We start from the raw sequence: 24,478 nt of genomic DNA, 5'->3' as shown, positions 1-24,478 counted from the left end.
CTGATGGTACGTCCGATCGCCATCGCCTACGGCCGCGCGCTGCGCTCGCAGTTCTCGAGCCGCATGCTGCTGTTGTCGGTGGTGCCGCTGCTGCTGTCGCTGGCGCTGTGGGGCAGCCTGCTGTACGCCGGCATGCAGCCGCTGTACGACTGGCTGCAGGACACGTTCAGGGACTACGGCTTGTTCGAGACCAGCGGCAGCATCCTGTCCACGCTGGGCCTGGGCTTCCTGAAAACGCTGGTCGTGCCGCTGGTGGCGATGCTGGTGCTGCTGCCGCTGATGATCATCACCTCGCTGCTGTTCATCGGCGTGGGCGCCATGCCGGCCATCGCGCGCCACGTCAGCCGGGTCCAGTTCCCGGGCCTGGAGCGCAAGGAGGGCGGCAGCTTCCTGGGCAGCCTGGGCGTCAACCTGTCCGGCATCGTGGTGTTCGCGCTGCTGTGGATCGTGACCCTGCCGCTGTACGCGCTGGCGCCGCTGGCGCTGGTGGTGCAGGCCGTGCTGTGGGGCTGGCTGACCGCGCGCGTGATGAGCTACGACGCGCTGTCGATCCACGCCAGCCTGGAGGAGCGGCGCATCATCGTGGCCGGCCGGCGCCGCCAGCTGCTGCTGATCGGCACCATCTCCGGCCTGCTGGGCGCCTTGCCGGGCGTGGCCTGGATCGGCGGAGCGCTGTTCTCGGTGGTGCTGTTCCCGGTATTGGCGGTGCTGTCGATCTGGCTCTACCTGATCATTTTCATTTTCACCGGGCTGTGGTTCCAGTACTACTGCCTGCAGGCGCTGGCCGACCTGCGCGCTGCGCAGGCGAGCAAGGAGCCGGCCTGACCCCAAGGAGGCAACATGGCATTCGGTCTGATCATCGTCGGCGACGAAATCCTGTCGGGAAAACGCAGCGACAAGCACCTGCCCAAGGTGATCGAGCTGCTGGGCGAGCGCGGGCTGCAGCTGGCCTGGGCCGAGATCGTCGGCGACGATCCGGCGCGCATCACCGCGCTGCTGGAGCGGACCTTTGGCGGATCCGACATCGTGTTTTCCTGCGGTGGCATCGGCGCCACCCCGGATGACCACACGCGCCAGTGCGCGGCGGCGGCCCTCGGGCTGCCCTTGGCACTGCATCCGGAAGGGAAGCTGCTGGTACAGGAGCGCATCCGCGAGACCGCGCGCGAAGCGGGCGTCGAGGCCGACCTCGACGCGCCCGACAACCTGCATCGCCTGAAAATGGCCGAATTCCCGGCCGGCAGCGACATCATCCCGAATCCCTACAACCGTATTCCCGGGTTCACGGTGGCCCGGCACGCGGGCGTCCCGCACCATTTCGTGCCCGGCTTCCCGGTGATGGCCTGGCCGATGATCGCCTGGGTGCTCGACACCCATTACAGCGGGCTGTTCCACCGCGAGGCCCGCGCCGAGCGCGCGCTGCTGGTGTACGGGCAGGCCGAGTCGGTCCTGACCCCGCTGATGGAGCGGCTGGAGGCGGCCTACCCGGGCGTCAACGTATTCAGCCTGCCCAGCGTTGGTGATGTACGGACGCGCCGCCACATCGAGCTGGGCGTGAAAGGCAACCCTGTCCAGGTCGGTTCCGCCTTCGAAGAAATGTGCACGGAACTGACGCGCATGGACGCCGAATACCAGCTGTTACAGTAGCCGTTGCGGCGCTGGTACGGTAGTCCAAACTGAGCCGTTGTTTTTTTGCGAAAATACTCGGGCGATGTCAAAAAACTGCATCAGCGGCTCCTTTGTGTCACATTGATGTGGTGGAATGATGTTTGTAGGCAGCGCAATCTAGAGTGAGGTTGCGGAGGCTTTGTGAACTTCTTGACGACCTGGATCAAGCACCTACCCAGTAGTGGGCGTGCCGGTTGACGGGAACTGCAGAACTTAGATTCAAACCGGTTAAACCATATGCAAAGTACTCGCCGTCCGGGACGGCCCCGTATCTCCCGCGCCTTGCGCCGCATCCGCAATCTCGTGCTGCCAGGCCATTCCGCGCTTGCCGGCGTGCCCACGATGGCCGCCGTGCAGGAAGTCCCCCTGCACGACACGGCGACCCGCCTGGAGCCCAATTTCGAGCCCGCGGCCGTTCCCGTGCCCGCGGAGTCCGACCAGGGCACCGAACCGCCGCCCGCGCCGCCCAAGCGCCGCTGGCGCATGGTCAAGCGCAGCCTCGTGGTGCTGTTGCTGATCATGGTGGCCGGCGGTTCCGCGTTCGCCGTCTACGAAAGCCGCACCTCTGCACTGCAGGCGCGCTTCTTCGCCGGCATGGCGAAAAAGATCGGCTACCGCGTCGAGAAAGGCCCGAGCGACGCGATCCGCTTCCCTGCCGCCAGCCCCTACGACGAACGGCTCGGCTACTCGAACCTGCCGAACTACCTGGCCAAGCTGAAGACGCGCGACTACGTGATCGAGTCGCAGGCGCGCATGTCGCCGAAGATGCTCGAACTAGCCGACATGGGCCTGTTCGCGACCTACCACGAGAAGACCCGCGCCGGCCTCGACATCCTCGACTACAGCGGCGAGCCGCTGTTCTCGGCGCGCTTCCCGGAACGCCTGTACGAGCAGTTCGATGCCGCGCCAATGCTGCTGGTGCGAAGCCTGCTGTTCATCGAGAACCGCGAGCTGCTCGACACCACCTACCCGAAGCGCAACCCGGCGGTGGAGTGGGACCGCTTCTCGAAGGCGGTGTTCGACAAGTCGCTGCACGCGGTCGGCCTGGGCAGCGGCGGCCGCGTTGCCGGCGGCAGCACGCTGGCGACCCAGATCGAGAAATACCGTCATTCGCCGGAAGGCCGCACCGCTTCGCTGTCGGACAAGCTGCGCCAGATGGCATCGGCCATGCTGCGCTCCTACCAGGACGGCGAGGACACCGGCGCGACCCGGCGCCGCATCGTGCTCGAATACCTGAACACGGTGCCGCTGTCGGCCAAGCTGGGCTACGGCGAGGTGAACGGTATCGGCGACGGCATGTGGGTCTGGTACGGGCGCGACTTCGCCAGCGTCAACCGGATCCTGTCCAGTAACGCCCTTACCCCCGAATTCGCGCTCGTCTACAAGGAAGCGCTGTCGCTGATGATCGCGCAGCGCCGCCCGGCCTACTACCTGGGCGCCGGCGAGAAGGACCTCGAGCTGCTCACCAACAGCCACCTGCGGGTGCTGGCCCAGGCCGGCGTGATCCCGCCAAGCCTGCGCGACGCCGCGCTGGCCGTGCCGCTGCATCCGGCGCTCGGCTCCGGCGTGGCGCCGCCGCCGGCCAACACCTTCGTCACCCGCAAGGCCGCCAACGCGGTGCGCAACCACCTGGCCAATCTGCTGGGCGACGCGCGCCTGTACAACCTCGACCGCCTCGACCTGTCGGTGGTGACGACCCTGAATTCGGACGCCCAGAAGGCCGTCACCGCGGCCCTGCGCCGCCTGACCGACACCGAAGCCGCGGCGGCCGCAGGCCTGACCGGCAAGGGCATGCTCGGCAACGGCGACCCGTCCAAGGTCGTGTACAGCTTCACGCTGATGGAGCGCGGCGACAAGGTCAACTACCTGCGCGTCCAGACCGACAACTACGACCAGCCGCTCGACATCAACGAAGGCGCCAAGCTCGACCTGGGCTCGACCGCCAAGCTGCGCACCCTGACGACCTACCTCGACATCGTCGACCAGCTGCACCAGCGCTACGAGCCGATGTCGAAGGCCGAACTGGCCAAGGTGAAGATCGATCCGAAGGACCGGCTCAGCCAGTGGGCGGTCGAGTACTTCATGACGCTGCCGGAAGGTGCCGATCGCAGCCTGCCCCCGATGCTGCATGCGGCAATGGAGCGCAAGTACTCGGGCAACCCCGGCGAAGCGTTCTTTACCGGCGGCGGCGTGCACATCTTCGGCAACTTCAGCAAGCTGGACGACAGCCGCATCCTGACCGTGCAGCAGGCGCTGCAGAATTCGACCAACCTGGTGTTCGTGCGCCTGATGCGCGACGTGGTGCGCTACTACATGTTCCAGCTGCCGGGTTCCTCGGCCCAACTGCTGGCCGACGCCGACGACCCGCGCCGCGCCGAGTACCTGTCGCGCTTCGCCGACCGTGAAGGCCGCGACTTCCTGGCGCGCTTCTGGAACAAGTACCGCGGCATGGAGTGGCCGGAGATCGAGAGCGTGCTGATGCAGGGCGTGCGCCCGGCCGCGTCGAAGCTGGCGGCGGTCCACCGCACCATCCTGCCGGATGCTTCGCTGGCCGAGTTCAGCAAGTTCATCCACACCCGCCTGCCGGACGACAGGGAGGTCGACGAGGAACGCATCGTCAAGATGTACGACCAGTATTCGACCGCGAACATGTCGCTGGCCGACCGCGGCTACGTCGCCTCGGTCCACCCGCTCGAGCTGTGGCTGGCCGGCTACCTGCGCACCCATCCGAAGGCCGGCTGGGACGAGGTGACCAAGGCTTCCGTCAAGGAGCGCCAGGAAGTCTATTCCTGGCTGTTCAAGACCCACCGCAAGCATGCCCAGGACAAGCGCATCGCCGGCCTGATCGAGGTCGAGGCCTTCCTGAAGATCCACGCGCAGTGGAAGAAGATGGGTTATCCCTTCGATTCGCTGGTGCCGTCCTATGCGACCACGCTCGGCGCCTCGGCCGATCGTCCGATCGCGCTGGCCGAGCTGATGGGCATCATCGTCAACGGCGGCGTGCGCAAACCGACCCAGCGCATCGATTCGCTGCACTTTGCCAAGGACACGCCGTACGAGACCCTGGTCAAGCGCGGCCAGGCCGAGAAGGGCGAGCAGGTGCTGAACCCGCAGGTCGCCCGTGCGGTGGCCGACGCCATCCGCGGTGTGGCGCAGGAGGGGACGGCCAAGCGTGTCAAGCAGGCCTTCTACAAGCAGGACGGCAGCGTGATCGCGATGGGTGGCAAGACCGGCACCGGCGACCAGCGCTTCGACGTGTTCGGCGCCGGCCACCGCCTGATCGAGTCGCGCTACGTGAACCGTTCGGCGACGTTCGTGTTCAACATCGGCGAGCGCTTCTTCGGCAGCATGACGGCCTATGTGCACGGTCCGGAATCGGCCCACTACGACTTCACCAGCGCGCTGCCGGTGCAGCTGCTGGTGACGCTGGCGCCGAGCCTGATGCCGATGATCGAGAAGCAGGACGTGGTGACGGTGCCGGGCCTGCACGTGGCGACGGCGGCCGAGAAGGCGGCCGCGGCGAGCGCCGCGCCCGCGCCGCAGTTGAACGACGGCGTCGCCAGCGTCAAGCCGGCGCCCGAAGACGCCCAGGCGGAAGAGGTCGAGGCGCCTGCCAAGCCGGCAGCCGCCGCTCAGGCCAAGCCGGCGGTCCCGGTGGCGGCCGCAGCGGCCAAGCCTGCCGCCGAGCAGGCTGCCCACAAAGCGGCCAAGGAAGCGGCCAAGGAAGCGGCGCCGCACGCCAGGCCCGAGGCGGACGAGGCGCCGCACCACAAGCCGGCGGCCGAGCCAAGCCGCGCCAAGCCGGCAGGCGAGGGCAGCCATCCGAAAGCGGCCGACGCGGTCCGCGCCAAGGCCGCCGAGGGCGCCCATCCGAAGCCGGTCGCGCCGCTCAAGCCTGCCAAGCCGCGCAGCGAGGCCGCGGAAGCGCCGAAGCCCGAGCAGGCGCCGCGCCCGAAGCCGGCCGCGGTGGAAGAAGTGCTGAATTGAACGGCAGGCCTGAGCGCCCGGGGGCCGTGTGAAACGGCCCAAGCTCGGCAAGTTCAGCCTGGTGTCGCTGCGCGACCTGCTGGTCGCCTCCCTGCCCACCATCCTGCTGGTGCTGGCCGCCTGCGTGGTGGCCTATATCGTGGTCGATCCGGCGCCGCCGCGCCGCGTGGTGCTCGCCACCGGCCAGGAAAACAGCGCCTACGAAGAATTCGGCCGCAAGTACGCGGCGCTGCTCGCACGCGAGGGTATCAAGGTGGAGCTGCAGCGCTCGCTCGGCTCCGAGGACAACCTGCAGCGCCTCATCGACGGCCGCGCCGACATCGCCTTCGTGCAGAGCGGCTCGACCAGCGAAGCCCAGGCCGAGCGGCGCAACCTGATGTCGCTGGGCAGCCTGTTCACCGAGCCGGTATGGCTGTTCCTGCGCGAGCGCGGGAAGGGCCGCAAGTCCGACATCCACAGCCTGACCCAGCTGAAGGGCCTGCGCATCAACCTCGGCCCCGAGGGCACCGGCGTGCCCAGGCTGTTCCGCCAGGTGCTGGCGGTGAACGGCGTGGAGCCCGGCCAGCTGACCGTCTCCTCGCTGGAGAACACGCCGGCCACCGTCGAGCTGCTGGCAGGCCGCATCGACGGCGTCGTGTTCAGTTCCGCGCCCGAGGCCCCGCTGATCCAGATGCTGCTGCAGACCCCGGGCATCCGCCTGTTCGACTTCCGCCAGGCCGAAGCCTACACGCGGCGCCTGCCCTTCCTGACCCATGTGGTGCTGCCGAGGGGGATCGTGGACCTCGGCAGGGATATCCCGGCCCAGGACTTCCACCTGATCGCGCCGACCGCGACCCTGGTCGCGCGCGACGACCTGCACCCGGCCCTGGTCGACCTGTTCGTGAAGTCCGCCACCGAGATCCACGGCGGCGCCGGCTGGTTCCAGCAGCAGGGCCAGTTCCCGTCGCCGAAATATACCGAGATCCCGGTCTCGCGCGAGGCCGCCAAGTACTATCGCGACGGCCCGCCTTTCCTGCAGCGCTACCTGTCGTTCTGGCTGGCGAACCTGTTCGACCGCCTGTGGGTCGTGGTGGTGGCGCTGGCGGCACTGGTGATCCCGCTGTCGAAGATCGTGCCGCCGCTGTACGTGTGGCGCATCCGTTCGCGGGTGTACCGCTGGTACGGCCAGTTGCGCGCGGTCGAGCAGACCCTGGAGAAAGAGGTGGAAATGAGCGCCCCGCCCGAACGGCTCGACGAGGTCCGCACCGAGCTGCTGCGCCGCCTCGACGACATCGAGACGCGCGTGAACCACATCTCGATCCCGCTGTCCTATGCCGATGCGCTGTACGGCCTGCGCAGCCACATCAACTTCGTACGCCAGCGCGTGCGCGCCGGCATCAAGGCAGGCTGATCTTCAGGCCCCGACCCAGGGCAGGCCGGCCTTGCACCAGCCGCCCACGGTCTTGCGGTGGCCTTCGCCGTCGCGGTCGCCCTCGAAGCCTTCGAGGATGTCGAAGGCATTCTTGTAGCCGAGCTCGGTCGCGACGCGCGCCGCGTGGCGCGAGCGCACGCCGGAGCGGCACAGGAACAGCAGCACGTCGTCCTTGTCGGCGGCCCGCTGCAGCTGGGTTGCGAAGTCGGGGTTGGGAGCGCCGCCCGGGTACAGGGTCCACTGCACCGCGCCGTGCTGGGCTTCCGGAATGGCGGGGCGGCCGATCCAGTCGCGCTCCGCGTTCGTGCGGACGTCGACCAGCTTGACGTGGGCATCGCCCTGCAGCAGTGCGAACGCTTCCTGCGGCGTGACGGCGCCGGCATAGGGCTGGCCGGGGGCGCGCTCCCTGGCGGCGGCCAGGATCTCGTCGGTTGTGCTCATGGTCTTTTCCTCAGTGATGGTCGTGCTCGCACAAATGGTGCAACCTGCTTCAAGTTGGTGCATACTGCCGAACTTGCACCAATCTGGTGCGTATGGATGAGCTCGCACCAAGGCTGCATCACTTTTGTGCACCGCACCGGATCCTTGATTTTAAGGGGCAAAACGCAGGCGGTCCAAGGACAGATTGCTTATTTGCTCATGGTCAAGTGCTGGCACAATTTCTGCTTTAACTGAGATGCGCCTGTCGCACGCCCCGTTGGCGTCGCCGACACCCCTTTTTCAATCAGGAGAATACGAATGGCAAGGACCGCCGCAGATGTAATGCAGATGCTGAAGGAAAACGAAGTCAAGTTCGTCGATTTGCGTTTCGCCGATACCCGCGGCAAAGAGCATCACGTGACCGTTCCCATCTCGCATTTTGACGAAGACAAGTTCGAATCCGGCCACGCGTTCGACGGCTCGTCGATTGCCGGCTGGAAAGGCATCGAAGCATCGGACATGCTGCTGATCCCGGACCCGAGCAGCGCCAACATCGATCCGTTCATGGAAGAGACCACCGTCTTCATGCAGTGCGACGTGATCGAACCGTCGGACGGCAAGGGCTACGACCGTGACCCGCGCTCGATCGCCAAGCGCGCCGAAGCCTACCTGAAGTCCTCGGGCATCGGCGATACCGCCTTCTTCGGCCCGGAACCGGAATTCTTCATCTTCGACTCGATCAACTGGAAAGTCGACATGTCGGGCTCGATGGTCAAGATCAATTCGGAAGAAGCTTCCTGGTCGACCGACAAGGAATTCGAAGGCGGCAACAGCGGCCACCGTCCGACCGTCAAGGGCGGCTATTTCCCGGTCCCGCCGGTCGACAGCTTCCAGGACATGCGTTCGGAAATGTGCCTGATCCTCGAAGCCCTGGGCATCCCGGTCGAAGTGCACCACCATGAAGTGGCCGGCGCCGGCCAGAACGAAATCGGCACCAAGTTCTCGACCCTGGTCGAGCGCGCCGACTGGACCCAGAACATGAAGTACGTGATCTGGAACGTCGCCCACAGCTACGGCAAGACCGCCACCTTCATGCCGAAGCCGATGAACGGCGACAACGGCTCGGGCATGCACGTGCACCAGTCGATCTGGAAGGACGGCAAGAACCTGTTCGCGGGCGACGGCTATGCCGGCCTGTCGGAAACGGCGCTGTTCTACATCGGCGGCATCATCAAGCACGCGCGCGCCCTGAACGCGATCACCAACCCGGGCACCAACTCGTACAAGCGCCTGGTGCCGGGCTACGAAGCCCCGGTCAAGCTGGCCTACTCGGCCCGCAACCGTTCGGCCTCGATCCGCATCCCGCACGTGGCGAACCCGAAAGGCCGCCGCATCGAGACCCGCTTCCCGGACCCGCTGGCCAACGTCTACCTGTGCTTCGCTGCGCTGCTGATGGCCGGCCTGGACGGCATCCAGAACAAGATCCACCCGGGCGAAGCCGCGACCAAGGACCTGTACCACCTGCCGCCGGAAGAGGACAAGCTGATCCCGACCGTGTGCTCGTCGCTGGAAGAAGCCCTGGAAGCCCTCGACAAGGACCGCGAGTTCCTGACCCGCGGCGGCGTGTTCAGCGACAGCATGATCGACGCCTACCTCGAGCTGAAGATGCAGGAAGTGCAGCGTCTGCGCATGACCCCGCACCCGGCCGAATTCGACATGTACTACTCGTCGTAAGTGTATCCATGAAGTAACAAAAAACTCGGGGAGGCCGTCCGGCACCCCGAGTTTTTTTTCGTTTGGAGTCGGATGCGGTATATTCGATGGATTCCCACTCAGGCACCCCGTGCCGACTGACCTGATGCGAATGACAAGCTTTGTTATTCCGAACAAGGTCCCCCGGATCCTGTTCGTCGTGCCGGCGCTGCTGCTGGCGGGTGTCGCCCATGCCCAATCCATGGTTTACCGCTGCGTCGACAAGGAAGGCCACGTGTTGTACACCGATACCAATGCCGGCAACTGCAAGGTGGTCGACTCGATCGTCTCCGGCGCCATCTCGTCGCCGGCGCCCACTCGCTCGCCTGCTGTGACGATGCGCCAGGGCGCGAGCCGTCCCGCCGCGGCAGCAGCCAGCCCGGCCAACTTCCCGCGCGTGGACAACGCCACCCAGCGCGCCCGCGACGACGACCGCCGCGAGATCCTCAACGAGGAACTGCGCGCCGAAGAGAAGAAGCTGGCCGACCTGAAACGCGACTTCAACAACGGCGAGCCCGAACGCCAGGGCAACGAGCGCAACTACGCCAAGTACCAGGAACGCGTGGCCCAGATGCGCGACGACATCGGCCGCGCCGAGAAGAACATCGAAGCGATCAGGCGCGAGATCGCGAACATACGCTGACAAACGCCCCCATGAGCACCCCCGACCGCTTCACCGGCCTGGAGCTGCTGGCATCCGCCGTGCTGGTGGCCGATGCCGGCGGCCTGGTACGCTATGCGAACCCGGCCGCCGAACATCTGCTCGAGATCTCGGTGAAGTCGCTGTCGCGCCAGACGCTGGCGGGGCTGTTCATCAACGGCGACGAGCTCGATGCCCTGTGCCGGCAGGCGCGGGCGCACAAGTACGCCGACCTGCGCCAGGACCTGACCCTGCAGCGCGGCGGACGCGAGCCGCTGCACGTGCACAGCATCGTCAGCGCGGCAGGGGACGGCGAAGTGGTGGTCGAGCTGCGCGAGAACGTGCAGCAGCTCAAGCTCGACCGCGAGGAGCGCCTCCTCGACCAGAGCCAGGCCAACAAGGAACTGATCCGCAACCTGGCGCACGAGATCAAGAATCCGCTCGGCGGGATCCGCGGCGCGGCGCAACTGCTGGAGCTCGAGCTGCCGGACGCGCATTTGAATGCGCTGCGCGAGTACACCCAGGTCATCATCAAGGAAGCCGACCGGCTGCAGACCCTGGTCGACCGCCTGCTGGCCCCGCACCGCCGCCCGCACATCGTCGGCGACGTCAACATCCACGAAGTCTGCGAGCGCGTGCGCAGCCTGGTGCTGGCCGAATTCCCGTCCGGCCTGACGATCCGGCGCGACTACGACGCCTCGATTCCCGAATTCCGCGGCGACAAGGAACAGCTGATCCAGGCCGTGCTGAACATCGTCCACAACGCGGCCCAGGCCCTGCGCGAACGGATCGCCGCGGGCGACGCCGAGATCGTCCTGCGCACCCGGGTGGCGCGCCAGGTCACCTTGGCGAAGGTTCGTTACGGGCTGGCATTAGACTTGCATATCATCGACAATGGACCGGGCATCGCCCCCGATATCCGCGACCGCATCTTCTATCCGCTCGTCTCCGGGCGCGAAGGCGGCAGCGGCCTCGGGCTGACGCTGGCGCAGACCTTCGTGCAACAGCACCTGGGACTGATCGAGTGCGAAAGCCGGCCTGGACTGACGGATTTCCGCATCCTGATCCCGCTGCCATAAGCGGCGGGGCAGTGCGGCCGCGGTCCAACGATGGATGTACTTATGCGGGAAGCACTGAACCAATGAAACCAATCTGGATTGTCGACGACGATGCATCGATCCGCTGGGTGCTGGAAAAAGCCCTGGCGCGCGAGAACCTCGCAACCCGGAGTTTTGCCAGCGGACGCGAGGCGCTGGCCGCGTTCGAGGACGACACCCCGCAGGTGCTGGTCTCGGACATCCGCATGCCGGGCGAGTCGGGCCTGGACCTGCTGGCCGCGGTCAAGGAAAAGCATCCCGGCCTGCCGGTGATCGTCATCACCGCCTTCTCCGACCTCGATTCGGCGGTCGCCTCGTTCCAGGGCGGCGCCTTCGAATACCTGGCCAAGCCCTTCGACATCGACAAGGCGGTGGCGCTGATCCGGCGCGCCCTGGAAGAGAGCCTGCGCGAAGCCAGCGTCGAGATCGCGCCCACCGAGACGCCCGAGATCCTGGGCCAGGCGCCGGCGATGCAGGAAGTGTTCCGCGCCATCGGCCGCCTATCGCAGTCAAACGTAACGGTCCTGATCACGGGGGAGAGCGGCACCGGCAAGGAGCTGGTCGCGCGGGCGCTCCATAAACACAGCCCGCGCGCCCAGCAACCCTTCATCGCCCTGAACACGGCGGCGATCCCGAAGGACCTGCTGGAGTCCGAGCTGTTCGGCCACGAGCGCGGCGCCTTCACCGGCGCCCAGGCGATGCGGCGCGGCCGCTTCGAGCAGGCCGAGAACGGCACCCTGTTCCTGGACGAGATCGGGGACATGCCCTTCGATCTGCAGACAAGGCTGCTGCGCGTGCTCTCCGACGGCCACTTCTACCGCGTCGGCGGGCACCAGCCGGTCAAGGCCAACGTGCGCGTGATCGCCGCCACCCACCAGAACCTGGAACAGCGGGTGCGCGACGGCCTGTTCCGCGAAGACCTGTACCACCGTCTGAACGTGATCCGGCTGCGCCTGCCCAGCTTGCGCGAGCGGCGCGAGGACATCCCCATCCTGGTGCGCCACTTCCTGGTGCAGAGCGCACGCCAGCTGGGCGTCGAGGCCAAGCGCCTGAGCGAGGAAGCGGTGCGCTTCCTGTCCGGCCTGGAACTGCCGGGCAACGTGCGCCAGCTCGAAAACCTGTGCAACTGGATCACCGTGATGGCGCCCGGCCAGACCGTCGAGGTCAAGGACCTGCCGCGCGACCTGACCCAGGCCCAGCCGGTCGGCCTGGCGATCCCGGGCGCCGGCGCCACGGTGCCAATGCCGGCGCCGTCGGCCGGTCCGCTGCACGGCGGCATGGACGGCGCCGGCGCCCTGCCTGCGATGGCGGCACCGCTACCTTCCGGCACCGACGGCTGGATCGGCCTGCTCGAACTGCAGGCCGCGCGCATGCTGTCCGACGGCCAGGTCGAGGTGATGGACGTGCTGGGCAAGCAGTTCGAAACGGCCCTGATCCGCACGGCGCTCAAGCACACCCACGGGCGCAAGAACGATGCGGCGATCCGCCTGGGGATAGGGCGGAATACGATTACGCGCAAGATCGCCGAGCTAGGGATCGACGGGGCAAAGGACGAATAAGGTCCGGGGCACCTTATTCGAAAGGTCCGGCGGGCGTCCCCGCCTGCGCGGGCGACGAGGGTGGTGCGCGGGAACGACAGTTCATGGTGTAAGCTCTTGCATCCGCGCACCATGCGCTGCTCCATCGAACCACCATGCTGATCAACTGCGTCGCCTACCAAGAAGGTAAAAAACTCTCCGACATCCCCGTCGAGGACATCAGCGAGTATCTCGAACGCCCCGGCTGCTTCGTGTGGGTGGCGCTGCGCGACGCCACCGACGCCGAGATGCGCCAGATGCAGGAAGAGTTCAGCCTGCACGAACTGGCGGTCGAGGATGCCGCGCGCGGCCACCAGCGGCCCAAGATCGAGGAATACGGCGACTGCCTGTTCACGGTCGTGCACACGATCGACCTGGAGGACGACGCCCTGGCCACCGGCGAGCTGGCCATCTTCGCCGGCCCCAACTATGTGCTGTCGGTGCGGCGCGACGCCGCCAAGGGCTTCCTGGGCGTGCGCGCCCGCGCCGAGCGCGAGCCGCACCTGTTGAGCATGGGCTCGTCCTTCGTGATGTACGCGCTGATGGATGCCGTGGTCGACCGCTATTTCCCGATCGTCGACCTGCTCGAGTCCGAGCTCGAAACCATCGAAGACCGCATCTTCACCCACGGCGCCCAGCGCCAGAACGTCGAGCGCCTGTACCAGCTCAAGCGCAAGGGCTTGGAGCTGCGCCATGCCGTGATCCCGTTGATGGACGCCATCGGCCACCTGCTGGGCGGACGTGCGCCGGCCCTGGCGGCCGGGGTCCAGGATTACTTCCGCGACGTGCAAGACCACCTGATCCGCATCGCCGGCCGCCTCGACACCATCCGCGACACGATCGCCACCGCCATCCAGGTCAACCTGTCGATGGTCTCGATCGACGAGAGCGAAGTGAACAAGCGCCTGGCCGCCTGGGCTGCGATCTTCGCCGTGTTCACCGCTTTCGCCGGCGTATGGGGCATGAATTTCAAGGTCATGCCCGAGCTGGAATGGAAGTGGGGCTACCCGATGGCGCTCGGCGTCATGATTGGCGTATGTGTCTATTTGTATCGGCGCTTTCGCAAGGCCGGCTGGCTCTAGCGTGATGAAAGTGTGATGGTAGCGTGAAGAAAACCGAAAATAGGCGCCTGAGGGCGCCTATTTTGTTGCCATGCAACAAATTGATCGAACTGAACGTTGTTCAGCAACATTACATTTGTTACGAAATGTTATGTTGCACAAATGTAGTTTTCTCGTCGTACATATTGACCAAGGTGCAAGTTGGCGATCATTATTCCGTCCGCCGCCTTGGGCCGATGCTCGTCGTCCCAAGCCAGCGAATAATTAATTTTCGTTTGGGACAAGAATGTTTAAGGAAAAAACCCTGTCGCGCTCCGTGCGCGTCATGTTCGCCGGCGCCCTGGGCGTCGGCCTGTTGGGCCAGGCCCTGGCGCAGGAATCGGACAAACCGATCGCCCGCGTCGAAGTGACCGGTTCGTCGATCAAGCGCGCGGACGTCGAAGGTTCGCTGCCGGTGCAGATGGTCAGCGCCGCGGACATCAAGCGCAGCGGCGCCACCAACACCGCCGAATTGCTGACCACCCTCAGCTCGAACTCGATGGTCGGCGCGGTCAACGGTGCCGAAGGCGCCGGCCAGTCGACCTATGGCCTGTCCAGCGCCAGCCTGCGCGGCCTGGGCGCCAGCAAGACTCTGGTGCTGGTCAACGGCCGCCGTCTGGGCAACTACGCCACCGACGGCACCTCGGTCGACGTCAACTCGATCCCGCTGGCCTCGATCGACCACGTCGAAGTGCTGAAGGACGGCGCCTCGGGCGTCTACGGCTCCGACGCGATCGGCGGCGTCATCAACTTCATCACCCGCCAGAACTTCTCGGGCGTGGAACTGAACGGCTACACCAGCGCCAGCCGCTACGGCGGCGGCCAGACCCACAAGGCCAGCGTCCTGGCCGGCTTCGGCGATTTCGACGCCGACCGTTACAACTTCACCCTGTCGGCCGACGTCAGCAAGGAAGACGCGATCTTCGGCCGCCAGCGCGGCTACGCGAAGAACGGCTGGAACAACAACGGCTTCCGCGACGCCAGCGCCACCCCGAGCGGCAACTTCACGACCTTCGAGCCGACCACGACCCGGAACGCCATGGGCGTGGTGCCGAACAGCATGGATTCGGTCGGCTCGACCATCGGCCACCCGCAGGCGCCGAACGGCTGCGCCGCCAGCGGCAGCGCCTACGATGCCGTGTTCGGCACCTGCCGCTACGACAGCTCGCCGGCAGTGAACCTGGTCCCGGCCGCCAAGCGCGCCAACGTGGGCGGCAGCTTCCGCTTCAAGCTGAACGACAACGCCGAGTTCTTCACGGAAGGCTTCGTGTCGCGCCAGGAGACCACCCAGACTGCCCAGCCTTCGCCGTACAGCAACTACTTCCTGTCGACCGACCCGGCCTTCGTCTCGAAGAACATCTACCCGTCGATCATCGTCTCGCCGAGCAGCCCGTACTACCCGGCCGCCTTCATCGCCGCCAAGGCGCCTGACCAGGCCGGCAAACCGGTCAGCGTCAGCTACCGCGCCTTCGACGGCGGCAACCGCGAAGCCCGCGACACCGCGATCCAGTCGCACCTGGTGCTGGGCTTCCGCGGCACCGTGAAGGGCTACGACTACGACGTCGCCTACACCCACAACTCGAGCGACGTCACCGAGCGCGCCATCAGCGGTTACCAGAACCAGACCGCGCTGGTGAGCCTGCTGAGCAATAACAACGCCTTCAACCCGCTGGCCCAGTACCAGTCGCCGGCACTGGCTGCCCAGATCCGCGGCACCAACTACGTCGGTCCGGTGATGAACGCGGTGCTGCGCAACGACGCCCTGAACGCACGCATCTCGGGCGACCTGTTCCAGCTGCCGGCCGGCATGGTCAAGTTCGCCGTCGGCGCCGCGATGGTCGACGAGAACCTGTCGGTCAACCCGAGCGCCGCCTACCAGAGCGGCGACGTGTCCGGCTACGGCGGCGCCCAGCTGCCGCTGTCGGCCTCGCGCAATTCGTCGGCCGTGTTCGCCGAAACGATCGTCCCGATCGCCAAGCACCTGGAAGCCGACCTGGCCGTGCGCCACGACCGCTACCCGAACGCCTCCGCGACCAACCCGAAGATCAGCCTGCGCTACCAGCCGGTCCAGCAACTGCTGCTGCGCGGTTCCTACGGCAAGGGCTTCCGCGAGCCGTCGCTGCCGGAGCTGAACAACCAGCAGACCCTGGGCACCAGCGCGAACATCACCGACCCGGTGACCGGTCAGACCGGCCAGTTCAATATGCTCTACGGCGGTAATCAGAAGCTGCAGCCGGAGAAGTCGGAGCAGGCATCGCTGGGCTTCGTGGTCGATCCGGTCAAGGGCCTGTCGATCGCCGTGGACTGGTGGAAGATCAACGTCAACAACCTGGTGACCACCCTGTCGCCGACCTTCGTGCTGGGCCAGGCGAAAAGCGGCAACCCGGCCTACACCGGCCTGGTGACGCGCGATGCGCAGGGTAATATCACCTCGATCGTGGGCACCAACCTGAACGCCGGCGGCGTGAAGACCCAGGGCGTGGACGTCGACCTGCGCTGGGCCCTGCTGAAGAGCCCGACCTACGGCAACTTCAACCTGCGCATGAACGGCACCTACACCTCGAAGTACGATCTGACCCTGCCGGACGGCACGAGGCAGAAGAGCGTGGCCGCTACCATCGACCGCGATGGCAACGTGCTGAACGCGGTCAGCAATGGTGGCGTCATCCTGCGCTGGCGCGACCAGTTGACCCTGGACTGGAAGTACAAGAAGTTCGGCCTCGCGCTGACCAACAACTTCCAGTCGGGCTACTGGGACGCCTACCGCGCCGATACGCCGGACGAGGGTCCGTTCATCGCCCAGCACGTGGGCGCGCTCTCGACCTGGGACCTGCAGGGCACCTATGGCGGCATCAAGAACCTGACCCTGACCGCAGGCGTCAAGAACCTGTTCAACCGCAAACCGCCGGAAGTCATCACCGCCGGTACCTACTTCCAGACCGGCTACGATCCGTCGTACTTCGATCCGCACGGCCAGACGGCCTACGTGAGCGCGAGCTACCAGTTCTAAACCTGGTGTCCGTGTAAACGACAAAACCCGCCGCGTGCACATGCGGCGGGTTTTTTTATTCGCGCGGCGGTTATCGCTTGGCGGTAAACACCTTCTTCGGCAGCATCGCATGCACGCCGACATTCCCGTCGACCAGCTGGGTGATTTCCATGTCGACCGCCACGCTGGACAGCATATAGGCATCGTCGCGCGACAGTTTTTTCTCGTCCACGAGGAAGGCGATCATGTCGCGCAGCGCCAGTGTGGTGGCTTCCTTCAGGTCCTTCGAAAAGCCCATCGAGATGTAGTGGGTGGGCGTCTCCGCGCGCGGCCAGACCAGGTGGCGGTTCTTGTGCACCACGAAGCGGAAGGTGCCGGACAAATAGGTTTCCAGCGCCGTGATGTCGACCTCGCCGTTGCCCTGGGCCGCGTGGCCGTCGCCTGCCTGGAACAGGGCGCCCTTGGCGGCGACCGGGATGTACAGGGTGGTGCCGGCCACCAGCTCCTTGTTGTCCAGGTTGCCGGCGTGGACGAAGGGCGGCGCGGTATCGATCTTGCCGCCGCTCGGTGCCACGCCCATGCTGCCGAAGAAGGGGCGCAGCGGGATCTCGATGCCCGGGGCGAAATGGCCGATCATCTTGTTGCGGTCCAGCGGCACCACCTTGTAGCGGCCGTAGGGATACTCGGTCGGCAGGAAGCCCGAGCCGACGCCGAACACGTTGCAGGCGAAATCGGCATCCAGGTCGACCTTCAAAATCTGCACCTCGAGCACGTCGCCCGGCTCGGCCTCGGCGATCGCCACCGGGCCGGTCAGGATATGGCCGCCGGGACCCTTTTCCTGCACTTCCTTGTAGATCGGGGCGGTATAAGACGGGATCTGTTCCGGCTTGACGCCGTTTGCGATCATGCGCTCGGGCGAGCCGCAGGTCGACAGCGCCTGCATGCGCACCGTGTCGCCCGAGTGGACGGTCAGGGCCGGCTTGGACTGGCCCGAGTAGTAGCCCCAGGCGACGGTCTGCGGGGTGGCAAGCAGGGTGTGTTCGGCGGCGAAGAGAGGCGTGGCGGCGAGCGCCAGGCAGGAAGCGAGGATGGTTTTGCGCATGGAGACGGTGGTTGAAATGGCAACCAGCCTAGTCTACACGGATGTCAACGGGTTGCGAACGTCACGTGCCCACCCTACGATGCGCTGGCCGCGGTCGCGCCGCAGGCCAGCATGACCAGGCCGATCCCGAGCCACTGGGCGCCGGCGAGCCGCTCGCCCAGCACCGCGAAGCCGGCCAATGCCGCCACCGCCGGCGACGCGCTGACCAGGATGCCGAACACCCGCCGCGGCAGCCTGCGTAGCGCGATCATCTCCAGCGTGTACGGGGCCGCCGAGGACAGCACGGCGACCGCCAGGCCGGCCGCGAGCACGAAGGGCGAGAGCAGGGCACTGCCGGCATGGACAGCCCCGATCGGCACGATGAAGGCGCTGGCCGCCAGCATGCCCCAGGCGACCGTGCCCGAACCCTGCGATCGGGAGGCGCGCTTGCCGAATACGATGTACAGCGCCCAGCAGAACGCGGCGCCGGCCGCGTATGCGACGCCCGCCGGATCGAGCGCGGAGGTCGACCCGCGCAGCGGTAGCAGCAGCCACAGGCCGAATCCGGCACAGGCCATCCACACGAAGTCGCGCGCGCGGCGCGAGGACAGCAGCACCACGGCGAGCGGGCCCATGACCTCGATCGAGACCGCGATGCCGATCGGGATGCGCGAGAACGCGCGGTAGATCAGCAGGTTCATGCAGCCGAGCGTCAGGCCGTAGAGGAGCAGGTTGGGGATGTCCGCGCGCGAGGGCAGGGCGCGCCAGGGCCGGGCGAAGGCCGCCAGCAGCAGGGCCGACAGGCCCACGCGCAGCGCGACCACGCCTTCGGCCCCGACCAGCGGGAACAAATGCTTGGCGAACGCCGCGCCGGCGTACTGCGACACCATGGCCGCGGCAATCGCCAGCGCCGGGACCACGGCGCTATCCTTGGCCGGGACGACCGCGCTGCCGTCGGCGTGGGATGCCACGCGTCAGGCGACCATCGACAGCGCCACGGCCTCGGCGATCCTGATGCCGTCGATCGCCGCCGACATGATGCCGCCCGCGTAGCCGGCGCCTTCGCCGGCCGGATACAGGCCGCGCGTGTTCAGGCTTTGCAGGTTGTCGTCGTGGCGCTTGATGCGGATCGGCGAAGACGTGCGGGTCTCGACCCCGGTCAGCACCGCGTCTTCTTTATAGTAGCCCTTGATCTGCTTGTCGAAGGCGACGAAGGCTTCGCGCAGGGCGAGGGTGGCGTAGTCGGGCAGGGCGGTGGCGAGGTCGGTCAGGTGCACGGCCGGCTTGAAGGACGGGACCACCGAGCCGAATGCCGTCGAAGGCACGCCGCGTACGAAGTCGCCCATCAGCTGGCCCGGCGCGTCGTAGTTGCTGCCGCCGAGGACGAAGGCGCGCGACTCCAGCTCGCGCTGGAAGGCGATGCCGGCCAGCGGATGGCCCGGGTAGTCTTCCGGCGTGATGCCGACCACGATCGCGCTGTTGGCGTTGCGCTCGGCGCGCGAGTACTGGCTCATGCCGTTGGTGACCACGCGGCCTTCTTCGCTCGATGCGGCGACCACGGTGCCGCCCGGGCACATGCAGAAGCTGTAGACGCTGCGGCCGTTCGAGGCGTGGTGCACGATCTTGTAGTCGGCCGCGCCGAGGATCTTGTTGCCGGCGTTCGGGCCGAAGCGGCAGGCGTCGATCAGCGACTGCGGGTGCTCGACCCGGAAGCCGATCGAGAACGGCTTCGCTTCTATATAGACGCCGCGCTCGTACAGCATCTCGAAGGTGTCGCGCGCGCTGTGGCCGATCGCCATCACCAGGTGGCGGGTGGGGATCTCCTCGCCCGAGGCCAGGCGCACGCCGACCACCTGGCGGCCGTTCCCTTCGCCTTCGACCAGCACGTCTTCCAGGCGCGTCTCGAAGCGGATTTCGCCGCCCAGCGACAGGATTTCGGCGCGCATCTGCTCGACCATCTTGACCAGGCGGAAGGTGCCGATGTGGGGCTTGCTGACATACAGGATCTCCTCCGGCGCGCCCGATTTCACGAATTCCGACAGGACCTTGCGGCCGTAGTGCTTCGGGTCCTTGACCTGGCTGTACAGCTTGCCGTCCGAGAAGGTGCCGGCGCCGCCTTCGCCGAACTGGACGTTCGACTCGGTGTTGAGCTTGCGCTTGCGCCAGAAGCCGAAGGTGTCGACGGTGCGCTCGCGCACGATCTTGCCGCGTTCCAGGACCAGCGGATTCAGGCCCATCTGGGCCAGGATCAGGGCCACGAACAGGCCGCACGGACCCATGCCGACCACCACCGGGCGCGGGGTGCCGGGCGCCGGCCTGGCCGTCGTGACGAATTGGTAGCCGGTGTCGGGCGCGGGCATGACCTGGCGGTCGTCGCGCAGGCGGGCCAGCACCTGCGCTTCGTTCTTCACCTGCACGTCCAGCGCGTAGATCAGCACGATGGCGCTGCGCTTGCGGGCGTCGTAGCTGCGCTTGAACACGGTGAAGTCGATCAGCTCGTCTTCACCGATGCCGAGGCGGCTCAGCACGGCCTGGCGCAGCGCCGGCTCGGTATGGTCGAGGGGAAGTTTTAATTCGGCAATTCTCAGCATGGGTAGGGGCTTCGCTAGCAAACGCGTCAGAGGTTCAACCCTCTATTGTAAGCCGCTCGGCGCTTGCCGGGGGAATGTCGGCCTTCGAACGCCTGGTGTCCGCCCTGTCCGCCATGCAGCCTGCTTACCCATGGCGGGCAGTGTCCGGACTGCATTCAATGTGTCCGGACGTTGCACTTATCCAACGTTCGACAAATTCAGGACAAATTCTTTATATGCACCATAAATGGGCGTTTTTCGCTCGCCCATCTGGGTTGCCTATACATATGACGCAGTGCAATATATGCAATTCGGGTAGTATTGACACATATGTATGCATACTGACTTGATTTTGCTCTGCTTTTTTTCAGCATTCCTTGCTTGTGCATTCTCGGCACAGTGACATTGCTGCGCCACACAATTGTGCATATTTCTGCGCCCCAACATGGTGCATGCGTTTTCGCTGCCCTTTACCCCATGCACGGTGGGTTCCCGGAGATTGACACTTGCAGAATCGCCATGTTTTTATGTGCCTACATATCCTTTGGCAACAAGGATAGGACTTCGCCTGTTCAGGAAAAGGAAAGTCAGTGGTCTTGGTAACAAGAAGTGATTCAGCACGCAGTCATGCGGCCGTAGAGAGAACGGCTGAAATACCAAAATAGGAAATCACATGCTCAAGAAAACCGTATTAGTACACGCCTTGACGCTGGCATTCGCCGGCGCGGCGTTGACCGTTGGCGTGATGGAGCCCGCAATGGCGCAGTCGAACGCCTCGGGTAACATCGTTGGACGGATCGACTCGCCGGCGGGCGCAACGCTGAACCTGGTGAACACCGAGACCGGCTTCCGCCGGTCGGTCACCCCGGAACCGAGCGGCCGCTACTTCGCTACCGCGATGCCGCCGGGCCACTACCGTGTCGAGCTCGTGCGTAACGGTGCGGTTGCCAACACCATGGAAGTCGATGTCCTGATCGGCCAGGGTGTCGACGCGTCTTTCGTCTCGAACAACGTGCAGACCGTGCAGGTGAGCGGCCGCCGTAATCGTATCGACGTGTCGAATACCAACAACGGCGCCGTGTTCACCGCCAAGGAACTCGCCAAGCTGCCGACCACGCAGAACGTGGCGGCGATCATCCAGCTGGCACCGAACACCACCCGCGCCGACCCGCGCTATACGGGCGGCGCTTCGTTCGGCGGCGGTGCGCCGTCGGAAAACTCGTACTACATCAACGGTTTCCCGGTCACCAACCCGGTGACCCAGCTGGGCGCCTCCGAACTGCCGTTCGGCGCGATCGCCCAGGCGCAGGTGCTGACCGGCGGCTTCGGCGCCGAATTCGGCCGTTCCGTGGGTGGCGTGGTCAACATCACCACCAAGAGCGGTACCAACAACTGGGAAATCGGCGCCAGCGCCCAGTTCACCCCGGACCGCCTGCGTTCGACCCCGAAGAACCGCTACTACCCGAACACCGGCGCAAAAGAGAACGCGGCAACCGACGGTACCCTGTACCTGCAGCGCGACAATCTGCACCGTAATGAGTACCTGTACTCGGCAACCCTCGGCGGCCCGCTGATCAAGGACACCCTGTTCGCCTTCGTCGCCCTCGAGCAGCGCAGGGCCTACCAGGATCGCGTGAACGGCATCCGCACCTCGTCCTCGCTGGCCGCGACCGGCTTCGAGAAGACCCAGGACAAGACCGACCGCTACGTCGGCAAGTTCGACTGGAACATCAACGACAACCACCGCCTGGAAGCGACCTTCATCGGCGACGTCGGCCGCGAAAACCGCCAGCTGTACGGCTACACCTACCCGACCGCCACCAGCCCCGGCATCATCGGCGCCCAGACCGCGTCCCAGCACTACAAGAACAACGAGAACTTCTCGCCGTCCGTCGGTGCCGAAGTATCGATCTTCCGCTACACCGGCAACCTGACCGACAACCTGACCCTGACCGCGCTGGCCGGCGAGAGCCGCACGCCGGTATCGTCGAGCTACGACCAGGTCGGCAACGCTCCGGCCAACATCTTCCAGGTCAGCGCGCCGAGCAATGCACGGGCGCCGGGCCTGAATTACTTCAGCCCGCAGGTGCTGTCGGGCAGCGTGGACAGCCCTGAATCGCTGAGCAAGATCAAGTCCAAGCGTCTGGACGTGGAGTACAAGCTGGGCGACCACACCATCCGTGCCGGCCTGGACAACAACGAACTGGAATCGAGCAAGATCGGCCAGACCTACGGCGGCGGCGGTATCTGGGTGTATGCCAAGACTTCCAACCCGAATAACCCGCTGGCCTTCGGCCCGACCCGCGCCACCACCGCCAGCGGCGGCGGCCTGGGTACCCAGGGCTACTACGTGAGCAAGCGCCTGTTCAATTCGGTGACCGACGCCGGCTCGAAGCAGGACGCGCAGTACATCGAAGACCGCTGGCAGGCCACCAAGAACCTGCTGCTGACCCTGGGCCTGCGTAACGAAGGCTTCAAGAACATCAACGGAGATGGTGAGACCTTCCTCGAAGTCAAGAGCCTGATTTCGCCGCGCTTCGCCGCCAGCTGGGACGTGAACGGCGATTCGTCGCTGAAGGTCTACGGTACCGCCGGCCGCTACGCGCTGCAGATCCCGACCCACCTGGCAGTGCGCGGCGCCAGCCGTTCGACCCTGACCCGCCAGGCCTTCACTTACACCGGCACCGACCAGTACGGCCAGCCTACCGGCCTGAACCCGATCTCGGGCGTCTACTCGGTGAACAACGAGCTGGGCCAGGCAAAGGATCCGAACACCGTCACCGCCCGCGACATCAAGGCGACCTACCAGGACGAGGCAACCCTCGGTTTCGAGAAGGCCTGGACGCCGGACCTGACCGTCGGTGCGCGCGTTACCTACCGCACGCTGAAGCAGACCATCGACGACTACTGCGACCCGCGCCTGTTCGATGCCTATGCCGCTTCGCATAACATCAACACCGACAACTATAGCGGTTTCAGCTGCGCCAGCTTCAACCCGGGCAAGGACTCGACCTTCCTGGTCGACTATGCCGGTACGCGTTCGAACTACACCAAGGTGACGTTCACCGCCAAGGAGATGGGCTTCGACAAGCCGAAGCGTACCTATGCCGCGGTCGACCTGTTCGCCGAGCACCCGTACCGCAACGGTTGGTACGGCCGCGTGAGCTACACCTGGTCGCGCAGCAAGGGCAATACCGAAGGCCAGACCAAGTCGGACAATGCGCAGACCGACGTGGCCGCCACCTCGACCTGGGATAACCCGGAGCTGATGGTCAACTCCTACGGCCTGCTGCCGAACGATCGTACCCACCAGGTCAAGGCCTTCGGCTTCTATGACGTGACGCCGGAATTCACCCTCGGCGGCAACTTCCTGGCAGCGTCGGGCCGTCCGCGCAGCTGCTTCGGCTGGAACCCGAATGTTCCGCCGGAAGCCGACTACGGTTCGGTGTTCTTCTACTGCAATGGCAAGGACGCTCCGCGCGGCAGCTACGGCAAACTGCCGTGGGATATCCGCCTGGACATGAACCTGGCATACCGCCCGGCAGCGCTGAAGGACCTGGCATTCAAGATCGACGTGTTCAACGTGACCAACCGCCAGACCGTCCAGGTTTACGACGAAACCTATAACGTCAGCAGCACCACGGACGTCAGCCCGACCTACGGTCAGGTGATCAGCTACACCGCGCCGCGTTCGGTCCGCTTCTCGGTGGAGTACAACCACAAGTTCTGATCGAACTCAGGTTCGGCAGATCGACAACCCGCAGGTTCGCCTGCGGGTTTTTTTATTTGTTCGAATACTGTTGTGCCATACCAACATAATTCGGGCGCGAGTTTCCCATGCCTGCCTCGTTTATTTGCGGTGAGCCTTATCCGGACAGGCTAGAGGAAGAGGGCGGACGCACTAATTTGTTGCATCGCGAGCAAGAGGCAAGCAGATAAAGAAATGTGTAATTCTTGCTAACTCCAGCGATATGGACGGAATGCGGCAAGAACTTTATTCGCTCAAAGCATTTTATGCAGACAGCATATTGCGTCGCAACATAGATTGATGTGTGATTTGCACCATAAGGGTGCAAAAAATCCGTCTCAGCAAGAGCATGGCTGATACATATGGGAAATTGACACCTCAAGAATAGGTGTGTTTTTATCGCAATACTTTATCTTTTCTTGATGAGGCCATCGGCACTTA

General features: G+C 65.4%; 15 protein-coding genes. 11 read left to right on the top strand and 4 right to left on the bottom strand.

The features are described from left to right. The first annotated feature begins 3 nt into the window (after positions 1 to 3). The 4 genes from ACI48D_RS05585 to ACI48D_RS05570 all read left to right on the top strand — a co-directional run bounded on the left by ACI48D_RS05585 (position 4) and on the right by ACI48D_RS05570 (position 7,042). Positions 4 to 825, top strand: a complete 822-nt coding sequence (locus tag ACI48D_RS05585; RefSeq protein WP_435570218.1) for an EI24 domain-containing protein — start codon at positions 4 to 6, stop codon at positions 823 to 825. Between the two features lie 15 nt (positions 826 to 840). Continuing rightward, a complete protein-coding gene (locus ACI48D_RS05580) occupies positions 841 to 1,644 on the top strand; it encodes a competence/damage-inducible protein A (protein ID WP_435570217.1) in 804 nt (267 codons plus the stop codon). A 504-nt stretch (positions 1,645 to 2,148) separates the two neighbouring features. Beyond that, positions 2,149 to 5,652 carry a transglycosylase domain-containing protein gene (locus ACI48D_RS05575; RefSeq protein WP_435570247.1) on the top strand — a complete coding sequence of 1,168 codons (3,504 nt, stop codon included), beginning with the start codon at positions 2,149 to 2,151 and terminating at the stop codon, positions 5,650 to 5,652. A 28-nt stretch (positions 5,653 to 5,680) separates the two neighbouring features. Beyond that, complete coding sequence (locus ACI48D_RS05570; protein ID WP_435570216.1) at positions 5,681 to 7,042, top strand: TAXI family TRAP transporter solute-binding subunit; 1,362 nt, start codon at positions 5,681 to 5,683, stop codon at positions 7,040 to 7,042. Between the two features lie 3 nt (positions 7,043 to 7,045). On the opposite strand, the gene ACI48D_RS05565 is transcribed toward ACI48D_RS05570, so the two are convergent. Further along, positions 7,046 to 7,504, bottom strand: a complete 459-nt coding sequence (locus ACI48D_RS05565; RefSeq protein WP_435570215.1) for a rhodanese-like domain-containing protein — start codon at positions 7,502 to 7,504, stop codon at positions 7,046 to 7,048. Positions 7,505 to 7,801: 297 nt separating this feature from the next. Between ACI48D_RS05565 and glnA the strand changes: the two genes are divergently transcribed. The 6 genes from glnA (at position 7,802) to ACI48D_RS05535 (ending at position 16,659) form a co-directional block, all read left to right on the top strand. Next, positions 7,802 to 9,217 carry a type I glutamate--ammonia ligase gene (glnA, locus tag ACI48D_RS05560; RefSeq protein ID WP_435570214.1) on the top strand — a complete coding sequence of 472 codons (1,416 nt, stop codon included), beginning with the start codon at positions 7,802 to 7,804 and terminating at the stop codon, positions 9,215 to 9,217. A gap of 130 nt (positions 9,218 to 9,347) precedes the next feature. After that, positions 9,348 to 9,878 carry a DUF4124 domain-containing protein gene (locus tag ACI48D_RS05555; RefSeq protein WP_435570213.1) on the top strand — a complete coding sequence of 177 codons (531 nt, stop codon included), beginning with the start codon at positions 9,348 to 9,350 and terminating at the stop codon, positions 9,876 to 9,878. 11 nt (positions 9,879 to 9,889) lie between these two features. Further along, a complete protein-coding gene (glnL, locus tag ACI48D_RS05550; RefSeq protein WP_435570212.1) occupies positions 9,890 to 10,954 on the top strand; it encodes a nitrogen regulation protein NR(II) in 1,065 nt (354 codons plus the stop codon). A 62-nt stretch (positions 10,955 to 11,016) separates the two neighbouring features. Further along, positions 11,017 to 12,531, top strand: a complete 1,515-nt coding sequence (ntrC, locus tag ACI48D_RS05545) for a nitrogen regulation protein NR(I) (protein WP_435570211.1) — start codon at positions 11,017 to 11,019, stop codon at positions 12,529 to 12,531. A gap of 134 nt (positions 12,532 to 12,665) precedes the next feature. Further along, the gene (gene corA, locus ACI48D_RS05540) at positions 12,666 to 13,631 is read left to right on the top strand and encodes a magnesium/cobalt transporter CorA (protein ID WP_435570210.1); all 966 of its coding nucleotides are present in this window, start codon (positions 12,666 to 12,668) and stop codon (positions 13,629 to 13,631) included. Between the two features lie 265 nt (positions 13,632 to 13,896). Next, on the top strand, positions 13,897 to 16,659 hold the full coding sequence (locus ACI48D_RS05535; RefSeq protein WP_435570209.1) for a TonB-dependent receptor: 2,763 nt from the start codon (positions 13,897 to 13,899) through the stop codon (positions 16,657 to 16,659). 70 nt (positions 16,660 to 16,729) lie between these two features. Here ACI48D_RS05535 and ACI48D_RS05530 read toward each other — a convergent pair whose 3' ends face one another. The 3 genes from ACI48D_RS05530 to ACI48D_RS05520 form a co-directional block, all read right to left on the bottom strand. Beyond that, positions 16,730 to 17,740: an acetamidase/formamidase family protein gene (locus tag ACI48D_RS05530; RefSeq protein ID WP_435570208.1), complete on the bottom strand. Its 1,011-nt coding sequence runs from the start codon at positions 17,738 to 17,740 to the stop codon at positions 16,730 to 16,732. Between the two features lie 74 nt (positions 17,741 to 17,814). Next, positions 17,815 to 18,690, bottom strand: coding sequence for an EamA family transporter (locus ACI48D_RS05525; RefSeq protein WP_435570207.1), 876 nt, complete (start codon positions 18,688 to 18,690; stop codon positions 17,815 to 17,817). Between the two features lie 3 nt (positions 18,691 to 18,693). After that, complete coding sequence (locus ACI48D_RS05520) at positions 18,694 to 20,310, bottom strand: NAD(P)/FAD-dependent oxidoreductase (RefSeq protein WP_435570206.1); 1,617 nt, start codon at positions 20,308 to 20,310, stop codon at positions 18,694 to 18,696. Between the two features lie 652 nt (positions 20,311 to 20,962). On the opposite strand from ACI48D_RS05520, the gene ACI48D_RS05515 reads away from it, so the two are divergent. Further along, positions 20,963 to 24,019 (top strand): TonB-dependent receptor, encoded by a 3,057-nt coding sequence (locus tag ACI48D_RS05515; protein ID WP_435570205.1) that lies wholly within the window; start codon positions 20,963 to 20,965, stop codon positions 24,017 to 24,019. Positions 24,020 to 24,478 lie beyond the last annotated feature (459 nt).

It is taken from the genome of Massilia sp. LXY-6, assembly GCF_051233485.1.
GTDB lineage: Bacteria > Pseudomonadota > Gammaproteobacteria > Burkholderiales > Burkholderiaceae_D > Telluria.
This window is presented reverse-complemented; position numbering and strand designations above follow the sequence as displayed.

What these genes read in the sequence shown, in the direction of transcription:
- ACI48D_RS05585 (WP_435570218.1), top strand. Translation starts at nt 4, where the DNA reads ATGGTACGTCCGATCGCCATCGCCTACGGCCGCGCGCTGCGCTCGCAG.
- ACI48D_RS05580 (WP_435570217.1), top strand. Translation starts at nt 841, where the DNA reads ATGGCATTCGGTCTGATCATCGTCGGCGACGAAATCCTGTCGGGAAAA.
- ACI48D_RS05575 (WP_435570247.1), top strand. Translation starts at nt 2,149, where the DNA reads ATGGTCAAGCGCAGCCTCGTGGTGCTGTTGCTGATCATGGTGGCCGGC.
- ACI48D_RS05565 (WP_435570215.1), bottom strand. Translation starts at nt 7,504, where the DNA reads ATGAGCACAACCGACGAGATCCTGGCCGCCGCCAGGGAGCGCGCCCCC.
- glnA (WP_435570214.1), top strand. Translation starts at nt 7,802, where the DNA reads ATGGCAAGGACCGCCGCAGATGTAATGCAGATGCTGAAGGAAAACGAA.
- ACI48D_RS05555 (WP_435570213.1), top strand. Translation starts at nt 9,348, where the DNA reads ATGACAAGCTTTGTTATTCCGAACAAGGTCCCCCGGATCCTGTTCGTC.
- glnL (WP_435570212.1), top strand. Translation starts at nt 9,890, where the DNA reads ATGAGCACCCCCGACCGCTTCACCGGCCTGGAGCTGCTGGCATCCGCC.
- ntrC (WP_435570211.1), top strand. Translation starts at nt 11,017, where the DNA reads ATGAAACCAATCTGGATTGTCGACGACGATGCATCGATCCGCTGGGTG.
- corA (WP_435570210.1), top strand. Translation starts at nt 12,666, where the DNA reads ATGCTGATCAACTGCGTCGCCTACCAAGAAGGTAAAAAACTCTCCGAC.
- ACI48D_RS05535 (WP_435570209.1), top strand. Translation starts at nt 13,897, where the DNA reads ATGTTTAAGGAAAAAACCCTGTCGCGCTCCGTGCGCGTCATGTTCGCC.
- ACI48D_RS05530 (WP_435570208.1), bottom strand. Translation starts at nt 17,740, where the DNA reads ATGCGCAAAACCATCCTCGCTTCCTGCCTGGCGCTCGCCGCCACGCCT.
- ACI48D_RS05520 (WP_435570206.1), bottom strand. Translation starts at nt 20,310, where the DNA reads ATGCTGAGAATTGCCGAATTAAAACTTCCCCTCGACCATACCGAGCCG.
- ACI48D_RS05515 (WP_435570205.1), top strand. Translation starts at nt 20,963, where the DNA reads ATGCTCAAGAAAACCGTATTAGTACACGCCTTGACGCTGGCATTCGCC.